The organism is Aliiroseovarius crassostreae (assembly GCF_025137635.1).
Taxonomy (GTDB): Bacteria; Pseudomonadota; Alphaproteobacteria; order Rhodobacterales; family Rhodobacteraceae; genus Aliiroseovarius; species Aliiroseovarius crassostreae.
The window spans coordinates 2141313-2164139 of record NZ_CP080772.1 but is presented as its reverse complement, the minus strand read 5'-3'; the positions used below and the strand labels follow the sequence as shown (position 1 = coordinate 2164139).

Genomic DNA, 22827 nt, shown 5'->3' with positions numbered 1-22827 from the left:
CAACCCGTCGCAGACCCGCACAGCCGGGATGACATGGCCACGCTGGGCTTTGCCAAGCATGATCACCATTCCTGCATTCATACCGCCCTTGAGGCCGCTCAGGCCCATTGCGCCCGCGAAGGGTTGCAGCTGACGCCGGTGCGCAAACGGGTTCTGGAAATCCTGCTTGAGCGCCATACCGCGCTGGGCGCCTATGAGATCCTCGACATGCTGCGCGCAGAGAAGCTCGGCTCGCAGCCCCCGGTGGCCTATCGCGCGCTGGATTTCCTCGTCACCCACGGGTTCGCCCATAAGATCGAGCGTCTGAACGCCTTTATTGCCTGTGCCCATCCCGATACCGAACATGCCCCCGTCTTTCTGATCTGCCGCGCCTGTCAGGCCGTGGCCGAGACCCATACCGACCTGACCGTGGGGCGGCTGGGGCAGGCGGCCGGGGCGGTGGGGTTTGCCATTGAACGCATGGTGGTTGAGGTCGAGGGGCTCTGCCCCAATTGTCAGGATGCGGCCGCATGACCCTGATCCAGACCGAAGCCCTCTCCGTGCGCCGGGGGGGCAAACCAATCCTGACCGGTGTGGATTTTTCGCTGAGCAAAGGCGAGATTGTCACCATTGTCGGTCCCAACGGGTCGGGCAAATCCACCCTGCTGAAACTGCTGATCGGGGCAGAACGCCCCAGCGCCGGCAAAGTCCACCGACAAAAGGGGCTGCGCATCGGCTATGTGCCGCAAAAGCTGCATATCGACCCGACCCTGCCGCTGACCGTTGCCCGGTTTCTCAACCTGCCGCAGCCGGTTGACAGGGGGCAGGCGCGGGCGGCCCTGGAGCGGGTGGGCGCGTCAGGGCTTGAGCAGCGCCAGATGACCGACCTGTCCGGGGGCCAGTTTCAGCGTGTCCTGCTTGCCCGTGCGCTGCTGATGGAGCCGGACCTTCTGGTGCTGGATGAGGCCACCCAGGGGCTGGATCAACCCGGTTCTGCGGCCTTTTACCAGTTGATTGAAGAGCTGCGTCAGGAGCTGGGCTGCGCGGTGCTGATGGTCAGCCATGAGCTGCATGTGGTGATGGCAACCTCGGACCGGGTGCTGTGCCTCAATGGGCATGTCTGCTGTCAGGGCGCGCCGGAACAGGTGGCCTCTGCCCCGGAATACCGCGCGCTGTTCGGATCCGGCACCCATGGGGCGCTGGCCCTTTACCGGCATGAACATAATCATAGCCATGACGGGCACAGCCATGACGGGTGCAACCACGATCAGGATCCTGCGCCCTCACACGCGCATTCAGATCAGACCCGTGCAGATCAGGCCCGTGCAAATCAGAAAGGGGCGGTATGAGTTTTCTGGATGCGTTCATGGTGCGCGCCGCGCTGGCCGGGCTGGGCGTGGCGCTGGCCGCTGCCCCCTTGGGGTGTTTTGTCGTGTGGCGACGAATGGCGTTTTTTGGCGATGCCACCGCCCATGCGGCGATCCTTGGCGTGGCATTGTCGCTTAGTTTCGAAGCGCCGGTTTTTGTCGGGGTGCTGATCGCCGCGCTGGGAATGGGCTATGCGGTCTCGACCCTGAGTGTGCGCGGACATGCGATGGATACGCTGCTGGGTGTGCTGTCCCATTCCGCCATCGCCTTTGGCCTCGTGGCGGTGTCCTTCCTGTCCGGTGTGCGGGTCGATTTGATGGCCTATCTGTTTGGCGACATTCTGGCGGTCAGCCGGATGGATCTTCTGGTGATCTGGGGCGGAGCGCTTGCGGTGCTTGGCCTGCTCTGGTGGCGCTGGTCTGCGCTTTTGATGGCAACGCTGAACCCGGATCTGGCGGCGGCCTCGGGGATTGATCCCCGACGCGAACAGCTGGTCCTGACCCTGGCGCTGGCCCTTGTGGTGGCGGTGGCGATCAAGGTGGTTGGGGTTCTGCTGATCGGCGCCATGCTGGTGATCCCGGCGGCGGCGGCCCGTCCCTTTGCCACCACGCCCGAGCGGATGGCGCTTGGGGCGGTGGGGCTGGGGGGGCTGTCTGCGCTGGCCGGGCTGCAACTCTCGTTCTGGATTAACACCCCCACCGGGCCGACCATCGTCTGCGTGGCGGCAACCCTGTTTGCGCTGGTGGCGCTGGGGGATGCGCTGCGTGCGGTGATCCGGCACTAACGGGAAGTGCTTTAAACGGTCCGGGACCGATCCGGCTTGCGTGCCAGCCGCGAAAAATCTGCTGTATTGGCATCCGATGCCACCTCCCGACGTGCGCGCGGCAGGTGCAGGAAAAGTCATATTATTCGCTCGGAAAATAACGGAAAACTTCGAAAGATTGTTCGAATCATCCAGTTAAGGTTAATATTGGCCCTCAAGGGTGGGGGCCCTGAACCTGGATTTGACATGCGCAATTTGATTTCAAACCTCCCCCAAAAAGCGATCCCGATCCGTGCGATCTTTGCCTCAGGGCGACGTCTGGGCAGCCCTTGCCTGCGCGCGGCACGGGGCATGTCCGTCTGGTTTCTTTTGCTGCTGACGGTCCTTCTCGGCACCGTTCCGGCGCAGGCAGACAGGGATGTATCGGGCTTTGCCAGCCTTGGCTACGGGCGCGTGTTTACCAATGATATTCTCGGGGATGGTGATGACCGCTGGCGCACCGGTGCCTATGTCCTGTCAAATCTGCGTGGCCCCAGGGGCACCCTGTCCCTGCCGGACCGGATCGGTGTGCTGTACGAACTGCGCTTTGGGGTGCAGATGATCTCTCCGGCCAACCTGACTGAGGGTGGGGCGGGGGACCGGCCTTATGCGGGGGTGATTTCTGCAGGGCTGCACAGCTATTTCCAACGGGGCCGGGCCGAGCTGCGCGCCGGTCTGGATCTGGTCGCCACCGGCCCGTCGACAGGGGTGGGCAATTTCCACCAGTGGTTTCATGAGCGTTTCGACATGGTGCCCCCCTCGGACAGCGTGCAGCAGGCGCAGATCGGCAACAGGATTTTCCCCACAGCCTCGTTTGAAATTGCCCGCCCGCTGCGCTTCGGCGCGGCCACGCTGCGCCCGTTCCTGTCGGCACAGGCCGGGGTTGAAAGCTATGCGCGGATTGGCGGGGATCTGTTGTTCGGCCCGGCCTATCACAACCCGGTGCTGCTGCGGGACGTGACCACGGGGCAGCTTTATCCCGGTCTGCAACAGGCCTCCGACCCCGGCTGGTCCTTCCTGATCGGTGGTGACCTGGCCCATGTGTTTGACAGCGCGTTGCTGCCGCAGGACCGGGGGCTGGACCTGACGGACCTGCGCGCCCGTGCCCGCGCCGGGGTGCAGCGGCAGGGGCGGCGATGGGGGATGTTTTACGGCCTGACCTGGCTGGGACGCGAATTTGACAGCCAGCCCGAGGGGCAGCTGGTCGGCTCGGTCAGCCTGCGGATGGCCTTCTGAGGGCGGGAGCGAAAAGGCCCGCTGATCGCCGTTTCGACAGGCCCCTTTCTACATGCGCCTGTCCTGAACCTGTCTTGCGCCCTGTGTCCTTTTCGCAAGAGGACCTATCCAAAAGATGTAGAAAGGTTAACAAGCCGCTTCACAGGCCGAATCACCTCTGCTAACGTGCCTGTAATAAAAAAAGAAAATGGCAGGTACAGGCATGAAGACGGGCTATCGTGGCACGTTTGTCATCTCTTGGGCGCAGACGGAAATTGACGGTTTGGCGAATGCTGCCAAATCCGTATTGGGTATGGGCGCCATCTGGCGCTGGACCGGCGCGCCGTTGCGGGTGGACGGACCACAGGATGTGCTGAGGCTGACCGAAGCCTCGGGCGAGGCGGATCTGCGCAGGCGGGCCGCGAAAATGGTGCATAAACTGGTGGGGGCCGCGCTGGTTCCGGGCCTCTCGATTGAGGCTGCACCGGTTGAGGATCCCCTGCTCAATATGGGGTTCAAGGTCACGGACGGGCACCGGAGTTTCACCATTACCCTGATCGAGATCGGCCCCGGCAAGACGCCACTTCTGATGTTTGTGGATGACGTGCCGCCGGCTGATACCGACCTTTGGGTGGTTGAGGCCCGTCTGGAACCCAGCACGGTGAACCGCCTGACAGATCAGCCCACCGGGGTGATCTGTTTCACCCCCGGCACACGCATTCGCACTCCCGAGGGCGAAGTCCCGGTCGAAGAGCTGCGCGAAGGGGACCAGATCCAGACCCGTGACAATGGCGCGCAGACGCTTTTGTGGATCGGCCAGCGCCGGATTTCCGGGGCACGGCTGTTTGCGATGCCCGAGCTGCGACCGATCCGGGTGCGGGCCGGTGCCCTGTCCAGCGGACAACCGGATGAGGACCTGCTGGTCAGCCCGCAACACCAGCTTCTTTTACGCGGGGACCGGGCCCGCGACCTGTTCAACAGTGACGAAGTGCTGGTGCGTGCGCAGGATCTGGTGGATGAACGCCGGGTGATCGTGGATGGATCCGTGCGGGAGGTGACCTATTATCACCTGCTTCTGGAGCGCCATCAGGTGGTCTGGGCCAACGGGGTTGCCGCGGAGAGTTTCCACCCTGCGGGCACGGCGCTTGAAACCGTGGAAGACGCGCAGCGCGCGCGCCTGTTTGAGATGTTCCCGGCGCTCGACCTGAACCCGATGAGCTATGGGGATTATGCCCGCCGCACATTGACAAAGGCCGAGGCGGCGATCCTGCAGGGGGTGGCCTAAGGGGGTGGCCTAAAGCGTTTCGGTTTTAACCTGATACAGGGGGAAACCGAAACGCGGTAAGAGATCTCAATGTCGTGGGCGTTTCGGAATAAACATGTGTCTCAAGTTTATCCCGAAACGCTTTAGGCGCCCACGAATGTGTTGGAGGCCCCCGAGTAGGTCGCGCAGTGTCTGTCGCGAGGTGCTCCGGCCCGTGCATTTTCAGACCCGGTTTCAGGGTTTCCCAGCCACAGGTTTGCAGGGGCTATGGTCAGGTAGGGAAGGGTTATTTTGCCCGTGGGTCTGGTCTTCTGCGGGTCGCCTCCTGTATCGGTGCACCGCCTTGTCCCTTGACCTGTCCCTCGTGCTGTCCTCTGCGTTGTCCTCCGCGCAGCCGGGCCAGAAGGCCATGTCGTGCAATCTGTCGTTCGTAATGGCGATATGAGGGCGAGCGCCGCAGGCAACGCTCCTCGCATCTGGCGCGCAGCAGGTAGATCAGGTTGACCCCCAGCAGCGACGCGCAATTGGAAAACCCGGTGGCCAGATCAGTGGCCACAAAGGGGATGTCGATCAGCCACCAGGTGATGTTTTTGGAGATATATTGCGGGTGCCGGGACAGGTTGAAGGGAAACCCATAGGCCACGCCGCGATAGGTGAGGTTGGAAAAGCGCAATCCCATCCGCATTGTTCCCATCGTGTAGATTGCCATCAGGACAAGGATGGTTGTGCCCCAGATCCCATAGGCCACGGGGTAATCCCACAACCAGTTGCCCCAGGTGTAGCTGGGCGAGAAATAGTCGAAATAACTGCGTGAGAACAGTTGCCAGAATGGGGCATAGCACAGGATGCAGACCACCCAGCCCAGCATGGTGGGTTCGCTCCAGCGGATATGCGAATTCAGCACCCGCGCGGCAAAGACATAGCCCACCACCACCAGGCTCAGATCTGCAAAGAAAAGAAACCGGTATAGAAACGCGTAGATCGCGGGGAAATCGGTCAGGGTGGTCAGGTCGACACCGCGCAGATACTCCCAGTCATAAACAAGGTAGCAATACATCAGCGGGATAAAGAAACCCTTGATGGTAAGGGCGAGCAGATGCCCGGTGATCTGCTCCCGGTCTGTATCCCCGCGGCCGAGGGTCAGCAGCAAGGCCCCGATATGCCAAAGCCCGTCCCGCGGGCGCAGCATCGCGAAATGGGCCAGCGTGACATTGGTGACAATGACCGCAAGGATCAGCCCCCCATGGTCAGACAGCGTGGCGAAAAACGGGGCATACCAGTCCCCCCGATACAGCTCTGCCGCCCAGTAGACCACCGCCAGCCCGCCAAGGCTCGCTGCCAGCCCCACCAGTTTGACCACATAGCTCTGCCAGCAGGTCGGGTCAGTGAAATTGCGCCTGTCAAACCGCAGCCCGGTGCCCGGGCTGTTATGGATCCTGAGAAACAGCAGCTCGTGCAGGGCGAGGCTGAGAAACAGGGCAAGGATGTAAAGATTGCAGCTGTCGCGCGCAGACAGGGCTGTCCTGTCAGGCAAGAGCGAGTTGGGTGTGAGAATGTCGGGCCAGGATGTGTCGGGCCAGAGGAAAAACAAAAGCGGAATGGCGGCAGCGGCGACCCAACCGGAAGAGGCCGGGATGGCATGGGCCGGGGGCTTAGCTGAGAGTGCGGATCGCGCCATAGGGGCTTTCGTAAAAAGGGGTTTTGTTATCTGAGCTGTAGCATAGTTTGCGCTTGGGCCGAAAAGTTCTTCGTGATGCCACAAAACAGGCCCCGACGCGGTTGGGCTTTCATCTGAGACCGGGAGGGGTCGAAACGCCGCAAGAGATCTCAATGCCGCGGAGGGCAGTAGGGGGGCAGAATAAAGTGGGCGGCGGAACAAACATGTGTTTCAAGTTCATCCTGAAACACTTTAAAAGTGGAAAAAACGGGGCGAAAACCGGTGCCCGCCCGTTGACTCCCCTCTGAACCCCGCTATAAGCGCCCAGTCGGTCCCTTTTGGGGGCCGCATTCATTTGGTGTTGGTGGCCCTCGCAAGAGGATGCCTGTCACGCCCGAGAGCCCCGGGGTTTCAGTTCATGAAAAACCGGACCCGGTTCAAAGGCGAGAGGACAACGCCCTTCGAAACTATGAAGGAGAACAGCTGTGACGAAACGTACCGCTGCCAAGTATAAAATTGACCGCCGCATGGGCGAAAACATCTGGGGCCGTCCGAAATCCCCGGTGAACCGTCGTGAATATGGCCCCGGCCAGCACGGCCAGCGCCGCAAGGGCAAACTGTCGGACTTCGGTCTGCAGCTGCGCGCCAAGCAGAAGCTGAAAGGCTACTACGGCGACCTGACCGAGAAACAGTTCCGTCGCATCTACGGCGAAGCCGAGCGTGTGAAGGGCGACACCGGTGAAAACCTGATCGGTCTGCTGGAACGCCGCCTGGACGCCGTTGTCTACCGCGCCAAGTTTGTGCCGACCGTCTTCGCTGCCCGTCAGTTCGTGAACCACGGCCACGTGACCGTGAACGGCAAAAAAGTGAACATCCCCTCCTACCGTGTGAAAGAGGGTGACGTGATCGAAGTGCGCGAGAAGTCGAAGCAACTGGCCATCGTGCTGGAAGCTGTGGCCCTGGCCGAACGTGATGTTCCGGACTATGTCGAAGCTGACCACTCGAAAATGACCGCCACCTTCACCCGCACCCCCGGCCTGTCGGACGTGCCGTACCCGGTGATGATGGAACCGAACCTGGTGGTTGAATTCTACGCGAAGAACTAAGGCGTTTCGCGGGTCACACTGCAAGGCGTATCGGGTTTCACGTTCGAGCTTCTGGCGAAGACAGAGGCGAGAGGCAGAGAAACCCGGTTCCTTCGGACCCGGAAACGGCTGTCTTCGCCGATCCACAGAATTACGAAAGGGCTGCGCCATCGCGCGGCCCTTTTTTGTTGGCGTGACCCCAGTTCAGGGGGCGCGACAGCTTGGGCGCGGCTTAATGCCTTCTCGAAACGCTTCAATGAGGCGGTGAGGTGTTAACCTCCGGGGGAGTTTTTTCAGCGATATCCCTGCGGATTCTTGCGGGTGAGAAAAGATGCCCTCAGGGTCAAGCCTGTCTCTATGCGGCTGAGTTTTCAGGGAAATCCTGTGTCGCCGCCCGATTGATTGCTTGTTTCAAGGCGCGGATTTCTGCCGATCTGCCCCGCTGCCAAATTTTTACCTAAATTTGCAGGTAGTTAATCATGTAATCAAGAACTGATTACAGTTATGAGTAGAGTCATGTCAGATCCATACATCTCAGAGGTGAAGTACCTGGGCGCCGCTACCCTCGACTTTGTCGAGATTGCCGTGGAGTCGGGGACTGATGTGTCCGATCTGGTGGTGACGATTTACAACGCGGATGGAACCGTGCGGTCGACCAATTCGCTGGATGGTCTCAGCTACACCACTGTAAATGGAAAAGATGTCTATGTGGTCGAGAGCGGTTCCCCCTCGACCTTCAGTGGTCTGCACAAGTTTGGCGGGGTATCGCTGAGCGATAGCAGCACGCTCTACAATTTCATCTCGTTTTCTGACAATGCCTCAACCATCACGGCCACGGAAGGACCGGCAAGCGGGCAGACCTCAACCGATATCGGGGTGGCAGGGTCCGGGGCGTCCCTTGAAACCACCGATGGGGGCGCGACCTACGTCACGCAAACCAGCCCCAGCAAAGGGACTATTCCATGCCTGACCAAAGGTGTTCGCGTGCGCACCGACCGGGGGGATGTGAAGGTTGAGGATCTTGAGCCGGGAATGCGGGTTGCGACTGTGGACGGGGGCCATATCACATTGCGCAAACTGCTAAGTCGCAAGGTTTGCGATCAAGAGATCAGGCGCGATATCAGGCTGGCCCCGGTGCGAATCAGACAAGGCGTGCTGGGGAACAACCTGCCGACCCGCGACCTGCTGGTGTCCCGGCAGCATCGCATGCTGGTCTCGTCACCGATTGTAAAACGGATGTTTGGTGAGGAAAACGTTCTGGTCGCGGCAATCAGGCTGACCGACCTGCCGGGCATTTCGGTTGATGACAGCGTTATGGACGTGACCTATTACCACCTGCTGTTTGACCGGCATTGCATCATTTTCGCAGAAGATGCGCCAACGGAGAGCCTTTTCGTGGACCGCGATGCCATGTCCTGCCTGCCCTCGGATGTGATCGCAGAGCTTTCGGCGCTGTTTCCACATTTTCGGGCGACAACCTATGTCCCCAAACCAGCCCGCCATATTCCGGATGGAAAACGGCAGAAAAAGCTGATGCAGCGCCATGCGAAAAATGCCTGTTTGCCGCTGCTTTCCTATAAGGCGCCCATACCCGGTTCAGCGAAAGCGTCTTCAGATTTCGCTGAAACAGCGTGATGTGGAAACGCTTTATCATCTGAATTATCAGACCGACGCAGATCCGCATCCCTCAAGGCATATGTCTTTGCTGCGCTGCGTGCGCGAAAGCCTCACCTTGTCCCGGATCACACCCGTTAGCGCTTTCCCTCTTCCACCGCCCCGCGCCCGCCACTACAACCGCCCCCAGAAGGAGTATCGGTGATGGCGAAGATTGAACCGCAACCCGGGATCATGACAATCAAACCCTATGTGGGCGGGGCCGCGAAAGTGGCCGGCGTTCAGAATGTGGTAAAGCTCAGCTCAAATGAAAACCCGTTTGGCCCCAGCCCGGACGCGGTTGAAGCGTTCAAGCGCGCGGGCCATGACCTGCATCGTTACCCCAATACCGACCATGCGGCCCTGCGCAAGGCCATCGGAGATCTGCACGGGCTGGACCCCGAGCGTATCATCTGCGGTGTCGGCTCGGATGAGATCATCACCTTCCTCTGCCAGGCCTATGCCGGGCCGGGGGACGAGGTGATCCACACCGAACATGGTTTCTCGATGTATAAGATTTCCACCCTGGCCGCCGGGGCAACCCCGGTTGAGGTGCCAGAGCGGGAACGGATGGTGGATGTGGACGCAATCCTTGCAGGCGTGACCCAAAACACGCGGCTTGTGTTCATTGCCAACCCCGGCAACCCGACCGGCACCATGGTGGGGATGGGCGAACTGGCCCGTCTGGCGGAAAACCTGCCGCCACAGGTGCTTTTGGTGCTGGACGGGGCCTATGCCGAATATGTCGAAGGGTTCGATGGTGGCGCGTCGCTGGTCAGCATGCGCTCAAACGTGTTCATGACCCGGACCTTTTCCAAGATGTATGGGCTTGGCGGACTGCGCATCGGCTGGGGCTATGGCACGGCTGAGGTGATTGATGTGCTGAACCGTATCCGCGGGCCGTTCAACCTGTCGATGCCGCAACTTGCCGCCGCCGAGGCCGCCTTGCGCGACCGGGACCATGTGGCGAAATGCCTGTCGGAAAACACCCGGCTGCGCGGCTGGATGGCCGAGGCGCTGGCGGAAATCGGTGTGCCCTCCGACACGTCCTGCGCCAACTTCATCCTCGCGCGGTTTGCCTCGGAAGACGAAGCCAACGCGGTGGATGAATATCTGAAATCCGAAGGGATCATCGTGCGCCGGGTGGCGGGCTATGGTCTGCCGAACTGCCTGCGGATCACCGTGGGGGACGAACCTTCCTGTCGCCGCATCGCCCATCTGGTGGGGCGGTTCAAAGGGGTGATCCCGGACCCGAAACAGACCGGCAAGGCAAATGCTGCGACGAAGGAGGGGCAGGCATGAACACTCCGGGCACACAAGTTTACAATCGCGTCGCCCTGATCGGGCTTGGCCTGATCGCCTCCTCCATGGCCCATGCCATGCGACGCGCCGGTCTGGCGGCTGAGATTGTCGGCACCGCGCGCTCTGCGGAAACCCGCGATATCACCCGAGAGATCGGGTTTTGCGATCAGGTGGTGGACAGCGCCGCCGAGGCGGTGAAAGAGGCTGACCTGGTTGTGCTGGCCGTGCCGGTGGGGGCGATGGGCCATGTGGCCGAAGAGATCGCGCCGCATCTGATGCAGGGCGCCACCGTGACCGATGTCGGGTCTGTGAAACAGGCCGTGATCGAGGCTGTCGGGCCGCATCTTCCCACGGGCATCCACTTCATCCCCGGCCACCCGCTGGCGGGCACCGAACATTCCGGCCCGCGCGCCGGATTTGCCGAGCTGTTTGACAACCGCTGGTGCATCCTTGTGCCCAATGGCTCTGATCCGGCGGCGGTGGCCCGGCTGCGGGCGCTTTGGGAAGGGATGGGGTCCAATGTGGAAGAAATGGAGCCCGACCATCACGACCTCGTGCTGGCGGTGACCAGCCATACCCCGCACCTGATCGCCTATACAATGGTCGGGGTGGCGGATGATTTGCGCCGGGTGACCGATAGCGAGGTGATCAAATACTCCGCTGCGGGGTTTCGTGATTTCACCCGGATTGCGGCCTCCGACCCGACCATGTGGCGGGACGTGTTCCTGACCAACAAGGACGCGACACTGGAAATCCTCGGCCGGTTCACCGAAGAGCTGTTTGCCCTGCAACGGGCCATCCGCACCGGGGATGGGGAACAGCTTTTTGACTATTTCACCCATACGCGCGCGATCCGTCGCGGTATTATCGAAGCCGGGCAGGATACGGACGCCCCCGATTTCGGTCGCGTTGGCCAGCACGAGGCCAAGCGGAAATGATCGGGCGGGGGCTCGGGGCGCTCTTGCTGGTGACCGCAATGTGCGGGCAGGCGGCCCTTGCCTACGCGCCCGAACGATCTGAGCGCCCCCTGTTGCGACCGGGCACCCCGGTTTCGGCGCCCCCCGCAAAGCCGCAGTTTAACGTGGTTGTGCGGTATCACGCGGATATTCGCCCGCGCCTGCGTCCTGGCACAGCGACCCCGGGCACAGCGATCCCCGCAACCGCTCCGGTCAGCGCAGGCCAGCCGGCCGTGATCGCGGCCTCTCCGACCAGCCCCTATGCGGTTGCCCGCTCTCCCCGCCCGCAGCTGCGTCCCCGCAGCCTTGTGGGGCAGGCACGGGTCGCCACGCCGCAGAAAACACCGGCGGCGCTCCCGCAATCTACCGGGACATTCGGGGCGATTTGCGGCTCTCGCCGGATCCGGGGACAGAAAGTTTCCGCCATTTCCGGCACCTTGCCAGGCTGCGGGCTGCGCGGGGGCGTGAAGGTCAGCGAAGTGTCCGGTATCCGCCTGTCCACCCCTGCGGTGATGGATTGCGATACCGCCAAGGCGCTGGACAGCTGGGTGCGCAAAGGGGTGGTGCCTGCGGTGGGGCGCCTGGGCGGCGGCCCGGCAGAGCTTAGGGTCATCGCCCATTATGCCTGCCGCACCCGGAACAACAAACCGGGGGGGAAAGTGTCGGAACATGGCAAGGGCAAGGCGGTGGATATCGCGGGCCTGACTTTGAAAAACGGTGCCCGGATTTCGGTCCTGAAAGGGTGGAAAGATCCGGTGCAGGGCAAGGTGCTGCGCGCCATGCACGCCTCGGCCTGTGGCCCGTTTGGCACAGTGCTGGGCCCGGATGCGGATCGCTATCACAAGGATCACCTGCATCTGGACACGGCGCGCCATCGGGGCGGATCTTATTGCCGCTGAGGCGGAATGTCTCTTGCCAACAAGGGGCCGCTCTGGCCCCGTTTTCTAGTTTTCTAGTTTTCTAGTTTTCTAGTTTTCTAGTTTTCTAGTTTTCTAGTTTTCTAGTTTTCTAGTTTTCTAGTTTTCTCCTGCAGATCCCGGTCTCAGATCTCCATCCAGATCGTGACGGGCCCATCGTTGACCAGCGACACTTTCATATCTGCGCCAAACTGCCCCTGTGCAACCTCCATGCCCAGGGCGCGCAGCTGATCGGCGAAATATTCATACAGGCGGTTGCCTTCCTCCGGTTTGGCGGCCGTGGAAAACCCCGGTCGGTTCCCGCGCGACGTGTCAGCGGCCAGGGTGAACTGGCTGACCACAAGTGCGGCGCCGCCAATATCGCGGACCGACCTGTTCATCTTGTCGTTTTCGTCCTTGAAAATCCGCAGTTTGGAAATCTTGGCCGCAAGCTGATCCGCGTTGGCGTCGCTGTCGCCTTCCATCGCGCAGATAAGGATCAACAGCCCGGGGCCGATTTCGCCGATCACGTCGCCATCCACCCGGACGGCAGCTTCTGAGACACGTTGGATAAGAGCGCGCATGGGGGTCCTCTCTGCGGGTTTGGTCTTCTGGGTTGCTTTAACGGTCAGCCCCGTGCCTGTCCATTGCCGTGCTTGCCTATCACAGAGACCGGCTCGCCCAAATCTTCCAGACCCGGCTCAGCCGTGCCAGCGCACCCATTCGTCCAAAGGCGCGCGGGTGGTGCGGAACTGGTTTACCGGGGCCTGCGGGTCAGGGCGGCCAAAAGCAATGCCGCACAGGATCACCCGCTCCTCGCTGATGCCAAACCAGTCACGCAGAAAAGGGGCAAATGCGGCAACGGCGGCCTGCGGAATGCTGCCCAGCCCCAGCGATTGTGCCGCCAGCGCAAAACCGGTGACGAACCCGCCGCAATCAAGATAGGCATATGGGCCCAGTTCGCGCGGGGCCGAGATCAGGGCCATGTGCGGCGCGCCGAAAAACCGGAAGTTTTCCAGCATCTGCTGCCCCGATGCCACCCGGTCTCCGCGCGCGATCCCGACACTTTCATAAAGCTGGAGGCCACAGGCACGGCGCCGGTCCTGATGCGCGCCGCTATAGGCGGAAGGCCAGTCGAGATCCGGGGCATGGCTGTTATGTAAGGCATGGTCGTAAAGGGCTGCACGCAGGCGATGGGTTTCCTCCGCGCGGGTGATCTCTACCTGCCAGGGCTGGGCGTTGCACCAGCTTGGCACTTTCTGGGCGGCGGTCAGGATCTGGGCAATCTCGCGGTCGGACAATGGGTCCGGCAGGAAGGCGCGACAGGAATGGCGGGTGCTGAGCAGGGCGTTGAACGCGTCGTAATCCATCTGGGCCTCATTGATTGATGGCGATCAGGTAACCGATCCCTGCGGCGAGGATCAGCCCGAACAGAACCGCAACCGTGATCTTCGCGGCAGACCACGGACGTTCGCCCTGCACCCGTCCGGTCTGACCATTGACCACAAAGCGATAGGTCTTGCCGCGATATTTATAGGCCGCCAGCCAGACCGGGAGCAGGATGTGTTTGAACCGCACATCGGACACCTCCGTGTCAAGCGATGTCACCCGCTGCCGGTCCCCGCCAATGTCAAATTTCACATCGCGCAGGATCACCCGGTCCATATGCGCCCGCGCCTCGGCAAACCCTTCGGCCAGTTCCACCGTGTATCCTTCGGCCTGAAACCCGGCGAGGTAATCCGGGCTATAGGGGGTCAGACGGGACAGATCCCAAGGCGCCAGCGCATCGGTATAACGTTTCGGCAACCCCCGTGAGGCCAGCACCAGCACATCGTCGAAAAATCGCGCAACCCGGCCGGACCGCGACGACCAGCGGGTTTTGCGCTCGCGCCGTGTCTGGCGTTTTCCATCCACCATCACCACGCGGTCGACATAATAATCGTCACCGCGCTGCCCCAGATACCGCGTGTCGGTCTGGGCGTCATATGTCCAGTAGGGCACATAAATCCCGTTCAGTTTCCGCCCCTTGCGGGCATAGTCCTGAAGGCCGTTTGGCGCAAACCACAGCCTGCCCAGCCAGCGGGTCATGGCCTCGCGCGCGGCGGTTTCGCCAAGGGCAAAAGGCACCACCCCCCTGGGTTTGATCTGTCGGTAGGTGCCGCTGTCGGCCACCACCGGGGTGGCGCAGAACGGGCATTCGGCGGCATGGCGATTGGGGTCGAACTCGAAGATCGCGGCGCAGTTGGGGCAGGTCGTGGCGCGGGCTTCGACACTGTCTGCCTCGGGCAGGGCATGGGTGAGGGCGGCGCGGTAATCCAGCTCGACAATCGCTTTCACCCCCGCCTCGCGGGTTCGGGTCAAAGGGGAATGAAACCCGCAGTGATCGCAGCTCAGATCCTCCGTTTCGGGGTCAAACCGCAGATCCGCCCCGCATTGGTCGCAGGGGAAACGGTGTTCGGCCTCTTGCGGCGCGGCGGCGGGGGCTGGGGGCGCTGCCGGGGGCCTTTGGGGAGGGTAGGACATGGGTTTTATGCCTTCGGCGAGGATATTTAAAGCGTTTCGAGATTAACTTGAGACACAAGTTGATTTCGAAACGCCCGCAACATCAGTAGGTTTCGAGCGTTTTGCCTCATTATTGTGTCTCAATAATAAGTCGAAACGCTTTAAGACAAGAAAAAAGGGGCGGCGGTCCCGTCCGCCCCGATCAGATCAGGTGTCGATCATGCGCCGGGTGGCGGCGGCGGGGCAACGGTGAAGAGCTGGGCCAGTTCCGGCACGTCTTCGGCGAAAAGCCAGCCATCCTGCCCCGGTGTCCAGACATGGGTCTGGCGCGAGAGGCTTCCCTCGGCGGCCATCCGGCCCAGTTTTGCCTTGGAAAACGGGCCGGTGGTTTTGCCGTTTTCGGCCAGGTGCCAGAGTTTTTCGACCGGAGGCGGGGGTGGGGGCATGGTGCGGGTGGCCGAGACAGTCCGAGGGAGGGGCGCGCCCCATGGTCCGGTCTGCTGGCTGTTCTGGGGGGCGGTCTGTGCACGATCCCCATTTTGCGCCATACCCTGGGCCATTGCCATGCCCATGCCGGCGCCCATGCCCGCCCCCATCGAGCTTGCCATGGCGCTGTTTTCCGCCCCCATGGCTTCGGCTGCGTTGAATTTCATGTAATTGTCGAGATTGCCCGCAATCCCCATCGACGTGCGCTTGTCCAGCACCTCTTCCACCGCGGGCGGCAGCGAGATGTTTTCGATGTAGAATTCGGGGATGGAGAGGCCGTATTCCCCCACGATGGCAGTGATTTCACGCGCCACGATCTGGCCCAGATCATGGGTGTTGGCCGCCATATCCAGCACCGGGATGCCGGCGCTGGCGATCACGCGCGAAAAGGCCTGCACGATGATATTGCGGATCTGGAAGGAGATCTCGTCCATGGTAAATTCGCCATCGGTTCCGACGATTTCCACAAGGAACCGCGCCGGATCCGTGACACGCACCGCATAGGTGCCAAAGGCGCGAATGCGGGTCGGTCCAAACTCGGGATCGCGGATCATGATCGGGTTCTTGGTGCCCCATTTCAGGTCAGCAAAGCGCGTCGTGTTGACGAAATAGATCTCGGATTTGAAGGGGGATTTGAACCCATGATCCCAGTGGTTCAGCGTGGTCAGCACCGGCATGTTGTTGGTTTCCAACATGTAAAGCCCGGGGGTGAACACATCCGCCAGCTGGCCTTCGTGGATGAACACCGCCGACTGGCCTTCGCGCACGGTCAGCTTGGCGCCATATTTGATCTCATGCCCTTCGCGTTCAAACCGCCAGACCATCGTGTCGCGCGTGTCATCCACCCAATGGATCACGTCGATGAATTCGCCGGTCAGAAAATCAAAAATACCCATGATGTCCTCCTTCGGAGTGTTGGGGGGAATGTGGTGGGATATGGGGCCGTGCAGGAGATAGCATGTCTGCTCAGACCTCGTCATCTGTTTGGGATGTATGGGGTGTTTGATCCGGGCGCGCGCTGCGATGTGCGGGGGGCACCAGCTCCGCTGCAATCTCGGTCACAATCGGGCGGGCCTCATCCGCGCTCATGCCGGGGTGCAGCCGCGCGTCATATAAGATCCGCAACAGCATCTCGTCATGGGTGGTGAGGCGGCCAAACTCCTCATCATCATTGAAAATCGACGGGCGGGCCTGCGGGCTGTCATTGCCGATGCCCAGCCCCTGCGCAATCTCTTCATGCAGGCAGGCGCCCATCATGCGCGGCGGGATTTCGGTGCGGATCACCACATCGGCCTTGGTCAGGGTGGCCGTGCCCTGTGGCGCGCGGGCCAGAACGTGGCAATAATTGCGGCGGTCAAGGCTGATCAGCGCCCGGATGGCGGCGGCAGAAAGCGTGCCATCCCCCCGCGACAGGCGGGCCTCCAGCGCGCGCCGTTCACGTTCATCAACGATGAAGATGCGCATATTGGCGCGGGGGTGGTCCGGTTTCAGAACCGAAATCGACAGGCCGGTGATCCGCGCCAGCCGCGAGGCATAGCGGCGCGTGATCGCGGTGACTTGCGTCCGGGTGTCGGGATCCACCGACGCGCCGAAAGACAGCGACAGGCGCACCGGCCCGTCCCATCGGTTGAGGAATTGCGCACGCGACTGGCCGGATTGGCCGGCCCGGCCGGGCAGCGCATATTCACTGGAAAAGGCCAGGCGCATGAAGTTGCGCGCAAGCATCTCATCCGTAAAAGGCGTGTCGACGCCGCCGCCATCACCGCGCAAAAGACCCTGCACCAGCAGCCCGCGCTGAACCCGTTCGTAATAACCCGCCAGTTCGACGCTTTCGGCGGAGGGGGTGTAGATTGCAGGGGCGGGGCGGGGCTGTGGCACGGGCGAGGTCCGGACCCCGCCCTGAAACGCCAGACACCCGGACAACAACAGGCTGCTGGCAAGGAGCGCCCCTTGCCATCCGGCCTGTCCGGCCACGCGAGAAAAGGTCGCGCGCCGCGTCATCTTACCCTGCTTTGGCGGGGGCGCTGGCCCGCGCGGCTGCCAGGGTTGATTTCAGCTCTGCTTCCATCTTGATCAGCTCTTCCTCGGCCTCGGCGCGTTTGGCCTTGCCTTCATCGGCAATGCGCAGGCTGTCTTCGATCGTGCCGATCAGATCGGCATTTGCCGCCTTGATCGCCTCGATGTCGAACACGCCACGTTCCATCTGTTCACGCACCAGTTCATTGGCTTCGCGCAGGTTGGAGGCGTTGGCTTTGAGCAGTTCATTGGTCAGATCGGTGGCGTCCTTGACGGCGGCTGCCGCCTCGGTCGAGCGCTGGATGGTCACCGCCTGCGCCAGCTGGGTTTCCCACAGCGGCACGGTGTTCACCAGGGTCGAATTGATCTTTGTCACCAGAGACTTGTCGTTTTCCTGCACCAGCCGGATTGACGGCAGCGATTGCATCGTCACCTGACGGGTGAGTTTCAGGTCATGCACCCGGCGTTCCAGATCATCGCGCGCCGCCCGCAGGTCGCGCAACTCCTGCGCTTTCAGCACCCCTTGCTCCTCGGGGGCATCCGCCAGTTCCGCCTCTTTCGCCGGGATCACATCGGCATCCAGCTGGTCAATCTTGGCTTCCCCCGCCGCGATGTAAAGCGCCAGCTCGTCGTAAAACTCCAGCGTCTTTTCATAAAGCTTGTCGAGCGATTTGATGTCCTTGAGCAGCGTGTGCTCATGGGTCAGCAGATTGTCGGTGATCTTGTCGATCTGGCCCTGCACATCTTCAAAACGCGCCAGGAATTTCGCCGCAGGCGCGGCCCGGCCAAGCAGCTTTTCCCACCAGGACTGCTTGCGCCGCATATCCAGTTCCGAGACCGAAAACCCGCGAATGGTGGTGACCATGTCGCGCAGCCCGTCCCCCGCAGGCCCCAGATCCTTGTTGCGCACCCCTTGCAGCATGTCCTGGCTGATCACCTGCAATTCCGCCTGCGCGGCAGAGCCAAATTCGATGATCGACTGGCTGTCGCTCATGTCGATTTCATCCATGCGCTTCTCGATCTCGGCGCGGTTTTCCCCTTTGGCCTCAGACAGCGGCACAAGGGCACCGGCCGGTTCGGGCAGGGTCACGGCGGTGACGTCCTGCAATTCCTTCAGCTGGGTTTCGGTAGGCAATGTCGACATGACCAATTCCTCTTTAATTTCTGTCCATCAATCTTTGTCCATCCGCACGCCTTCACGTGCGAGACGGTCGCGAAGCACCTCGATCTCGACCTCAAGATCGGTGCGGTTGTCACTTAAAAGCGCCTGGGTCTTGGCGGCGAAATTCTGTTCCAGATCATCCAGCAGCGCCTCGTAGTCGCGGCGCGCGGTGGCATCGTGACTGCGGGTGTAAAGCTCGGTGAATTTCACCGTCGCGTCACGCGCCCCGCGCAGATAGACCGACAGGAACTTGCGGGCGGCGGTCAGGTCGCGCGGGTCGTCCTCGACCACCCGGAACATGTCGCGCGCGGTCAGCTGAAAGGTCTCAACCCGGGCCGTCAGATGGCGATCACGCAGCGCATCAACCGCGCGGCTCATGGCGCCCAGCTGCGCTTCGGCCTCTTCCACCACCCGGGCCACCCGGTCGGTCTGGAAGGTGTCCACCCCTTCGGTGGCCTTGTTTTTCAACGGGTCCAAGCCAAAGGAAAACAGATGCAACCCAGTCCCCAGAATGGCATACAGCGCCGCCTCGATCATGCTGCCCTGCACCAGCCCCGCCGCCGCAAGGCCCGCCCCGGTCAGGATGGCGGCAAAGATTTTGCGCGGAAAGGCCGGGCGGCGCGCCACTTTGCGCGCGTCATAGGCCTCATGTGCGGCCACCCCTTCGCGGGTCAGCCAGGCCGCCGCCAGCAAAAGCCCGGCGCCGACCAGCGACAGGGCCATTGGCGCGGGGTCGCGGAAAAAGGCCAGCCCCACCAGTGGAAGGGGCGCCAGGAACAGCAGGTTTACCCGCGCGCCGGCCCGTGCAGGCTGGGTCCCTTCAAACGGAGAGCGCTGCCGGCGTGGCGCGTTCTGCCCGTCGCGTTCAGGGCGTTTGGATCCGTTTGGACTGTAGTCGCCCCCGTATCGTTGCGCCATCACGCCCCCCCTGTCAGCGAGACATAGAGGATCAGCGCCACCAATGCGAAATAGGCGGTTTTCTGTAAGCCATTGCCACTCATGCCTTCCCTCCTGTCACTTGCATTTCAATATAGGCGCGGATCCGCTGCATTACCACGGTGTCGCCGGGTTTGGGCAAGCTGCCGCTTGGGGTATCCGTGATCGCAGCCGGGCGGTGCAGCGGATGCCGGAAACCTGCGGCGCCTCTCCCTCCCTAATTGCCCGCATGTTCCAGTCGGGAACAAGGGGGAAAACCGGGGCACAGTGCTCAGGATCGTGCTCAGGAATGTGCTCCGGTTTGTGCTTAGGATGAGGGCCGGGATGGCGGGTGACGCATGGTCAATTTCCGAGGGGTCGATAAGCCTTACCGAAACCTGCCCTCGCACCCGGCCTTCCCGTGTCCTTTCCCGCGTCATTTCCGGGCGAAAAAGTTTAAACTTCGCTGATCTGCGCCGTGGAAAGTTTAAACTTTGGCCTTTCGGGCTGGGCAAAAGATTAAACTTTTCGGATCATCTCCCACTTCGCCAGCGACCGCCGCATCACGCGTTTCCAGACCGGTGGAAACAGCGCAAGAGTCGCCATTGTCGGCAGGGGATAGGGCAGCATCGGTGCCCGGGTCGCATCCGGCAGGCGCAGCGCAGGGTAGGGGCGCATCGGATGGGCGTGGTGATCGGAATGACGTGGCGCATTCATCATCAGATGAGAGGTGAACCAATGAGGAGAGTTCCAACTGTGATGGTCCCCCACAGGTTCATACCCGCCATTTTCAACACGGGCCCGCATCAACCCGTAATGCTGCACGTAATCCGACAGGAGCAGCTGAACTTGTGCGTAAAAACAAAGGAATAGATAGGCGGCCACCCCCTTTGTCCCAAAGCTTGTCCCGACCAGAACAAGCATGATTACCGCCCCGGCCAGATAGCCCGCATAGGGGTTAACCCGCCATTTTCCGGCCTGTTTGGCGCGGGCGATATCGGCTTTTTCCATCGCATATCCCGCGGTGAAAGACCCGATCCATGCGCGTGGCGCAAAGGCATAGAAGCTTTCCCCCTCACGGGCGGAATTTGGATCATCTTCTGTGGCGACAAACCGGTGGTGCACCTTGTTATGGGCTGAGGTGTGATGACCAAAAAGGAGCGAGATGTAGACGAGTTTTCCGAGGGTAAACAGGCGCTTATCTGATCTGTGGATCAGCTCATGCGCGTTGGAATTGGACACTTGTCCAAAGAAAAGGCCCGCCGCAAGCGCCAGGGCAATGCCGGGAAAGATCCCGATCCCGGTGCCTCCGGACAGGGCGAAAACCACCAGCAGCAGCAGGATGAAATGCGCGGTTGCAAGCAGGATCGAAAGCTGGTTCGCGGCGGTGAAATCCGCCTCCGGGTCGGCGGTTCCGGCCAGTTTTCCGATCCACTCATCCAAGACAAAAGACAATAAAGTCATATAGATAAGGGCTGATACCGCGAACCACCCGCCAAGGCCCCCCCCCAAGAGCAACAGCGCCACGGGCGCCAGGGCCGCCATGGCAAAATAACGTAGCTTGTAACCCATCATCATGTCCTCGGACTATGCGTGTTCGACCCACCCAGTGGACTAATCGGGGGGACTATCGGGAAATTTCACGGCCGAGGCAATCCATACCGCGAGCTTAAGACGCAAACCGACTTGCGGTGATCGGTGCGCAATCCGTTATGTCTATGTCGTTTTTGACATGTGTCCGCAGAACCGTGCAGGGTAGGATTGCCCGGAACGGTTTTAGGAGTGGGCAATGGCCTTGGATGAGAAAAAAGGGATCTGGAAGAATGCGCGCGGCAAGGGGCGCAAGATGCCCAAGGGGCGCCAGATCGACCCGGTCGCATGGGAAGAAATTCAGGAATTACTTGGGGATAGGCCGCGTCGCCGCGACCTGTTGATCGAGTTTCTGCACCTCATCCAGGATCAATATGGCCATCTTTCCGCCGCCCATATCCGCGCCCTTGCGCAGGAGATTGGCACCGGTCAGGCCGAGATTTACGAAGTGGCCAGCTTCTATGCCCATTTCGATGTCGTGAAAGAAGGCGAGACCCCTCCGCCCGCGCTGACCATCCGCGTCTGTGATTCACTGGCCTGTGAACTGGCCGGGGCCGAACAGTTGCAAAAGGCGCTTGAGGAGGGCCTGAAGGCTGAGGAAGTGCGGGTTCTGCGCGCGCCCTGCATGGGGCGTTGCGACACCGCTCCGGTTCTGGAACTGGGCCACAACCATATTGATCATGCGACACCGGAAAAGGTGCTGGCGGCGATTGAAGCCGGGGATACTCATGCTCATATCCCGGATTATCAAACACTTAGCGCCTATCAGGCTGAAGGTGGATATGTCGAGCTTGCCAAGCTGCGCGCCGGCGGCGACTGGAAGGACGTGCAGGACAAGGTGCTTTCTGCCGGGCTGCGTGGCCTAGGTGGGGCGGGTTTCCCGTCTGGCACCAAATGGGGCTTTGTGCGCGCCAATGAAGGGCCGCGTTATCTTGCTGTCAACGGCGATGAGGGGGAACCCGGCACATTCAAGGACCGGTACTATCTCGAACGCACCCCGCATCTGATGCTTGAAGGGATGCTGATCGCCGCATGGGCGGTCGAGGCTGAGACCTGTTTCATCTATATGCGCGACGAATACCCGGCGGTTCTCAAAATTCTCGCAAATGAAATCAAGGCGTTGGAAGATGCCGGGCTGGTTGAGCCCGGTTATATCGAGCTGCGCCGCGGGGCAGGGGCCTATATCTGCGGCGAAGAAAGCGCGATGATCGAATCGATCGAGGGCAAACGCGGCGAGCCGCGCCACCGTCCGCCTTTTGTGGCGCAGGTGGGGATCTTCAACCGTCCGACCCTTGTGCATAACGTCGAAACCCTGCTTTGGGTTGCCCGCATCCTGCGCGAAGGGCCAGAGATCCTGACATCGGTGGAAAAGAACGGCCGCAAAGGATTGCGGTCCTACTCTGTGTCCGGTCGGGTCAAGGCCCCCGGTGTGCATCTTCTGCCGGCAGGCTCCACCATCACCGATATTATCGAGGCCGCCGGTGGCATGCTTGATGGGCATAGTTTCAAGGCGTATCAGCCGGGCGGTCCGTCCTCTGGCCTGCTGCCTGCGTCGATGGCGGATATCCCGCTTGATTTTGATATGCTGCAGCCGCATGGCAGTTTTATCGGCTCTGCGGCCGTGGTGGTCCTGTCTGATCAGGACAGCGCCCGGGATGCAGCACTCAACATGCTGCGCTTTTTCGAGGATGAAAGCTGCGGTCAATGCACCCCCTGTCGTGTGGGCTGTGAAAAGGCCGTGAAGCTGATGCAGGCGGAGAAATGGGATCAGGCCCTGCTGGAAGAGCTGAGCGCCACCATGGTGGATGCGTCCATCTGTGGTCTGGGCCAGGCCGCGCCGAACCCGATCCGTCTGACGATGAAGCATTTCCCGGACGAGGTCTGATCCCACGGGCCCAATGCAGTCAAACGCCATTTAAGGGGTGCCATATCCGGCGCCCCTTTTTTCTTGTTCCAGATATTCCGGGGGCAAAGCCCTC

The 22827-nt window shown here is 61.4% G+C and carries 20 protein-coding genes; 11 read left to right on the top strand and 9 right to left on the bottom strand.

The genetic code is table 11. The features are described 5' to 3' along the window. The first annotated feature begins 33 nt into the window (after window positions 1–33). The 5 genes from K3J57_RS10355 (at window position 34) to K3J57_RS10335 (ending at window position 4649) form a co-directional block, all read left to right on the top strand. Window positions 34–513 carry a transcriptional repressor gene (locus tag K3J57_RS10355; protein ID WP_259777458.1) on the top strand — a complete coding sequence of 160 codons (480 nt, stop codon included), beginning with the start codon at window positions 34–36 and terminating at the stop codon, window positions 511–513. Next, complete coding sequence (locus K3J57_RS10350; RefSeq protein ID WP_259784340.1) at window positions 510–1328, top strand: ATP-binding cassette domain-containing protein; 819 nt, start codon at window positions 510–512, stop codon at window positions 1326–1328. Before K3J57_RS10355 ends, K3J57_RS10350 begins: the two co-directional genes overlap by 4 nt. Then, window positions 1325–2131 carry a metal ABC transporter permease gene (locus tag K3J57_RS10345; protein WP_259795724.1) on the top strand — a complete coding sequence of 269 codons (807 nt, stop codon included), beginning with the start codon at window positions 1325–1327 and terminating at the stop codon, window positions 2129–2131. The genes K3J57_RS10350 and K3J57_RS10345 overlap by 4 nt, the downstream gene beginning before the upstream one ends. Before the next feature lie 225 nt (window positions 2132–2356). Next, complete coding sequence (locus K3J57_RS10340; RefSeq protein WP_259795722.1) at window positions 2357–3385, top strand: lipid A-modifier LpxR family protein; 1029 nt, start codon at window positions 2357–2359, stop codon at window positions 3383–3385. A 202-nt stretch (window positions 3386–3587) separates the two neighbouring features. Further along, complete coding sequence (locus K3J57_RS10335; protein WP_259775679.1) at window positions 3588–4649, top strand: Hint domain-containing protein; 1062 nt, start codon at window positions 3588–3590, stop codon at window positions 4647–4649. A 265-nt stretch (window positions 4650–4914) separates the two neighbouring features. Here K3J57_RS10335 and K3J57_RS10330 read toward each other — a convergent pair whose 3' ends face one another. Next, window positions 4915–6306 (bottom strand): hypothetical protein, encoded by a 1392-nt coding sequence (locus tag K3J57_RS10330; protein ID WP_259795720.1) that lies wholly within the window; start codon window positions 6304–6306, stop codon window positions 4915–4917. A 464-nt stretch (window positions 6307–6770) separates the two neighbouring features. Between K3J57_RS10330 and rpsD the strand changes: the two genes are divergently transcribed. The 5 genes from rpsD (at window position 6771) to K3J57_RS10305 (ending at window position 12180) form a co-directional block, all read left to right on the top strand. After that, window positions 6771–7391 (top strand): 30S ribosomal protein S4, encoded by a 621-nt coding sequence (gene rpsD, locus K3J57_RS10325; protein ID WP_259773993.1) that lies wholly within the window; start codon window positions 6771–6773, stop codon window positions 7389–7391. Window positions 7392–7886: 495 nt separating this feature from the next. Continuing rightward, window positions 7887–9005, top strand: coding sequence for a Hint domain-containing protein (locus K3J57_RS10320; RefSeq protein WP_259795718.1), 1119 nt, complete (start codon window positions 7887–7889; stop codon window positions 9003–9005). A 183-nt stretch (window positions 9006–9188) separates the two neighbouring features. After that, window positions 9189–10325 carry a histidinol-phosphate transaminase gene (gene hisC, locus K3J57_RS10315; protein WP_259795716.1) on the top strand — a complete coding sequence of 379 codons (1137 nt, stop codon included), beginning with the start codon at window positions 9189–9191 and terminating at the stop codon, window positions 10323–10325. Then, window positions 10322–11263: a prephenate/arogenate dehydrogenase family protein gene (locus tag K3J57_RS10310; protein ID WP_259795714.1), complete on the top strand. Its 942-nt coding sequence runs from the start codon at window positions 10322–10324 to the stop codon at window positions 11261–11263. Before hisC ends, K3J57_RS10310 begins: the two co-directional genes overlap by 4 nt. Beyond that, on the top strand, window positions 11260–12180 hold the full coding sequence (locus K3J57_RS10305; protein WP_259795712.1) for an extensin-like domain-containing protein: 921 nt from the start codon (window positions 11260–11262) through the stop codon (window positions 12178–12180). Before K3J57_RS10310 ends, K3J57_RS10305 begins: the two co-directional genes overlap by 4 nt. Window positions 12181–12323: 143 nt before the next feature. Here K3J57_RS10305 and dtd read toward each other — a convergent pair whose 3' ends face one another. From dtd to K3J57_RS10265, 8 genes are all read right to left on the bottom strand, one after another. Then, window positions 12324–12761 (bottom strand): D-aminoacyl-tRNA deacylase, encoded by a 438-nt coding sequence (gene dtd, locus K3J57_RS10300; RefSeq protein ID WP_173485711.1) that lies wholly within the window; start codon window positions 12759–12761, stop codon window positions 12324–12326. A 117-nt stretch (window positions 12762–12878) separates the two neighbouring features. Continuing rightward, the gene (locus tag K3J57_RS10295) at window positions 12879–13547 is read right to left on the bottom strand and encodes a nitroreductase (RefSeq protein WP_259795710.1); all 669 of its coding nucleotides are present in this window, start codon (window positions 13545–13547) and stop codon (window positions 12879–12881) included. A gap of 7 nt (window positions 13548–13554) precedes the next feature. After that, entirely contained in the window at window positions 13555–14700 is a 1146-nt protein-coding gene (locus K3J57_RS10290; protein WP_259795708.1) for a TFIIB-type zinc ribbon-containing protein, read from the bottom strand. Between the two features lie 197 nt (window positions 14701–14897). Continuing rightward, complete coding sequence (locus K3J57_RS10285; protein WP_259795706.1) at window positions 14898–16061, bottom strand: SPFH domain-containing protein; 1164 nt, start codon at window positions 16059–16061, stop codon at window positions 14898–14900. Between the two features lie 70 nt (window positions 16062–16131). Beyond that, on the bottom strand, window positions 16132–17166 hold the full coding sequence (locus K3J57_RS10280) for a DUF2927 domain-containing protein (protein WP_259795704.1): 1035 nt from the start codon (window positions 17164–17166) through the stop codon (window positions 16132–16134). Window position 17167: 1 nt separating this feature from the next. Beyond that, the gene (locus tag K3J57_RS10275) at window positions 17168–18325 is read right to left on the bottom strand and encodes a toxic anion resistance protein (RefSeq protein ID WP_259795702.1); all 1158 of its coding nucleotides are present in this window, start codon (window positions 18323–18325) and stop codon (window positions 17168–17170) included. Window positions 18326–18352: 27 nt separating this feature from the next. Then, a complete protein-coding gene (locus K3J57_RS10270; protein WP_259795700.1) occupies window positions 18353–19261 on the bottom strand; it encodes a 5-bromo-4-chloroindolyl phosphate hydrolysis family protein in 909 nt (302 codons plus the stop codon). A 516-nt stretch (window positions 19262–19777) separates the two neighbouring features. Then, the gene (locus tag K3J57_RS10265) at window positions 19778–20830 is read right to left on the bottom strand and encodes an alkane 1-monooxygenase (protein WP_259795698.1); all 1053 of its coding nucleotides are present in this window, start codon (window positions 20828–20830) and stop codon (window positions 19778–19780) included. A 217-nt stretch (window positions 20831–21047) separates the two neighbouring features. On the opposite strand from K3J57_RS10265, the gene K3J57_RS10260 reads away from it, so the two are divergent. After that, window positions 21048–22733 carry an NAD(P)H-dependent oxidoreductase subunit E gene (locus K3J57_RS10260; protein ID WP_259791473.1) on the top strand — a complete coding sequence of 562 codons (1686 nt, stop codon included), beginning with the start codon at window positions 21048–21050 and terminating at the stop codon, window positions 22731–22733. The last annotated feature ends 94 nt before the right edge of the window (window positions 22734–22827 follow it).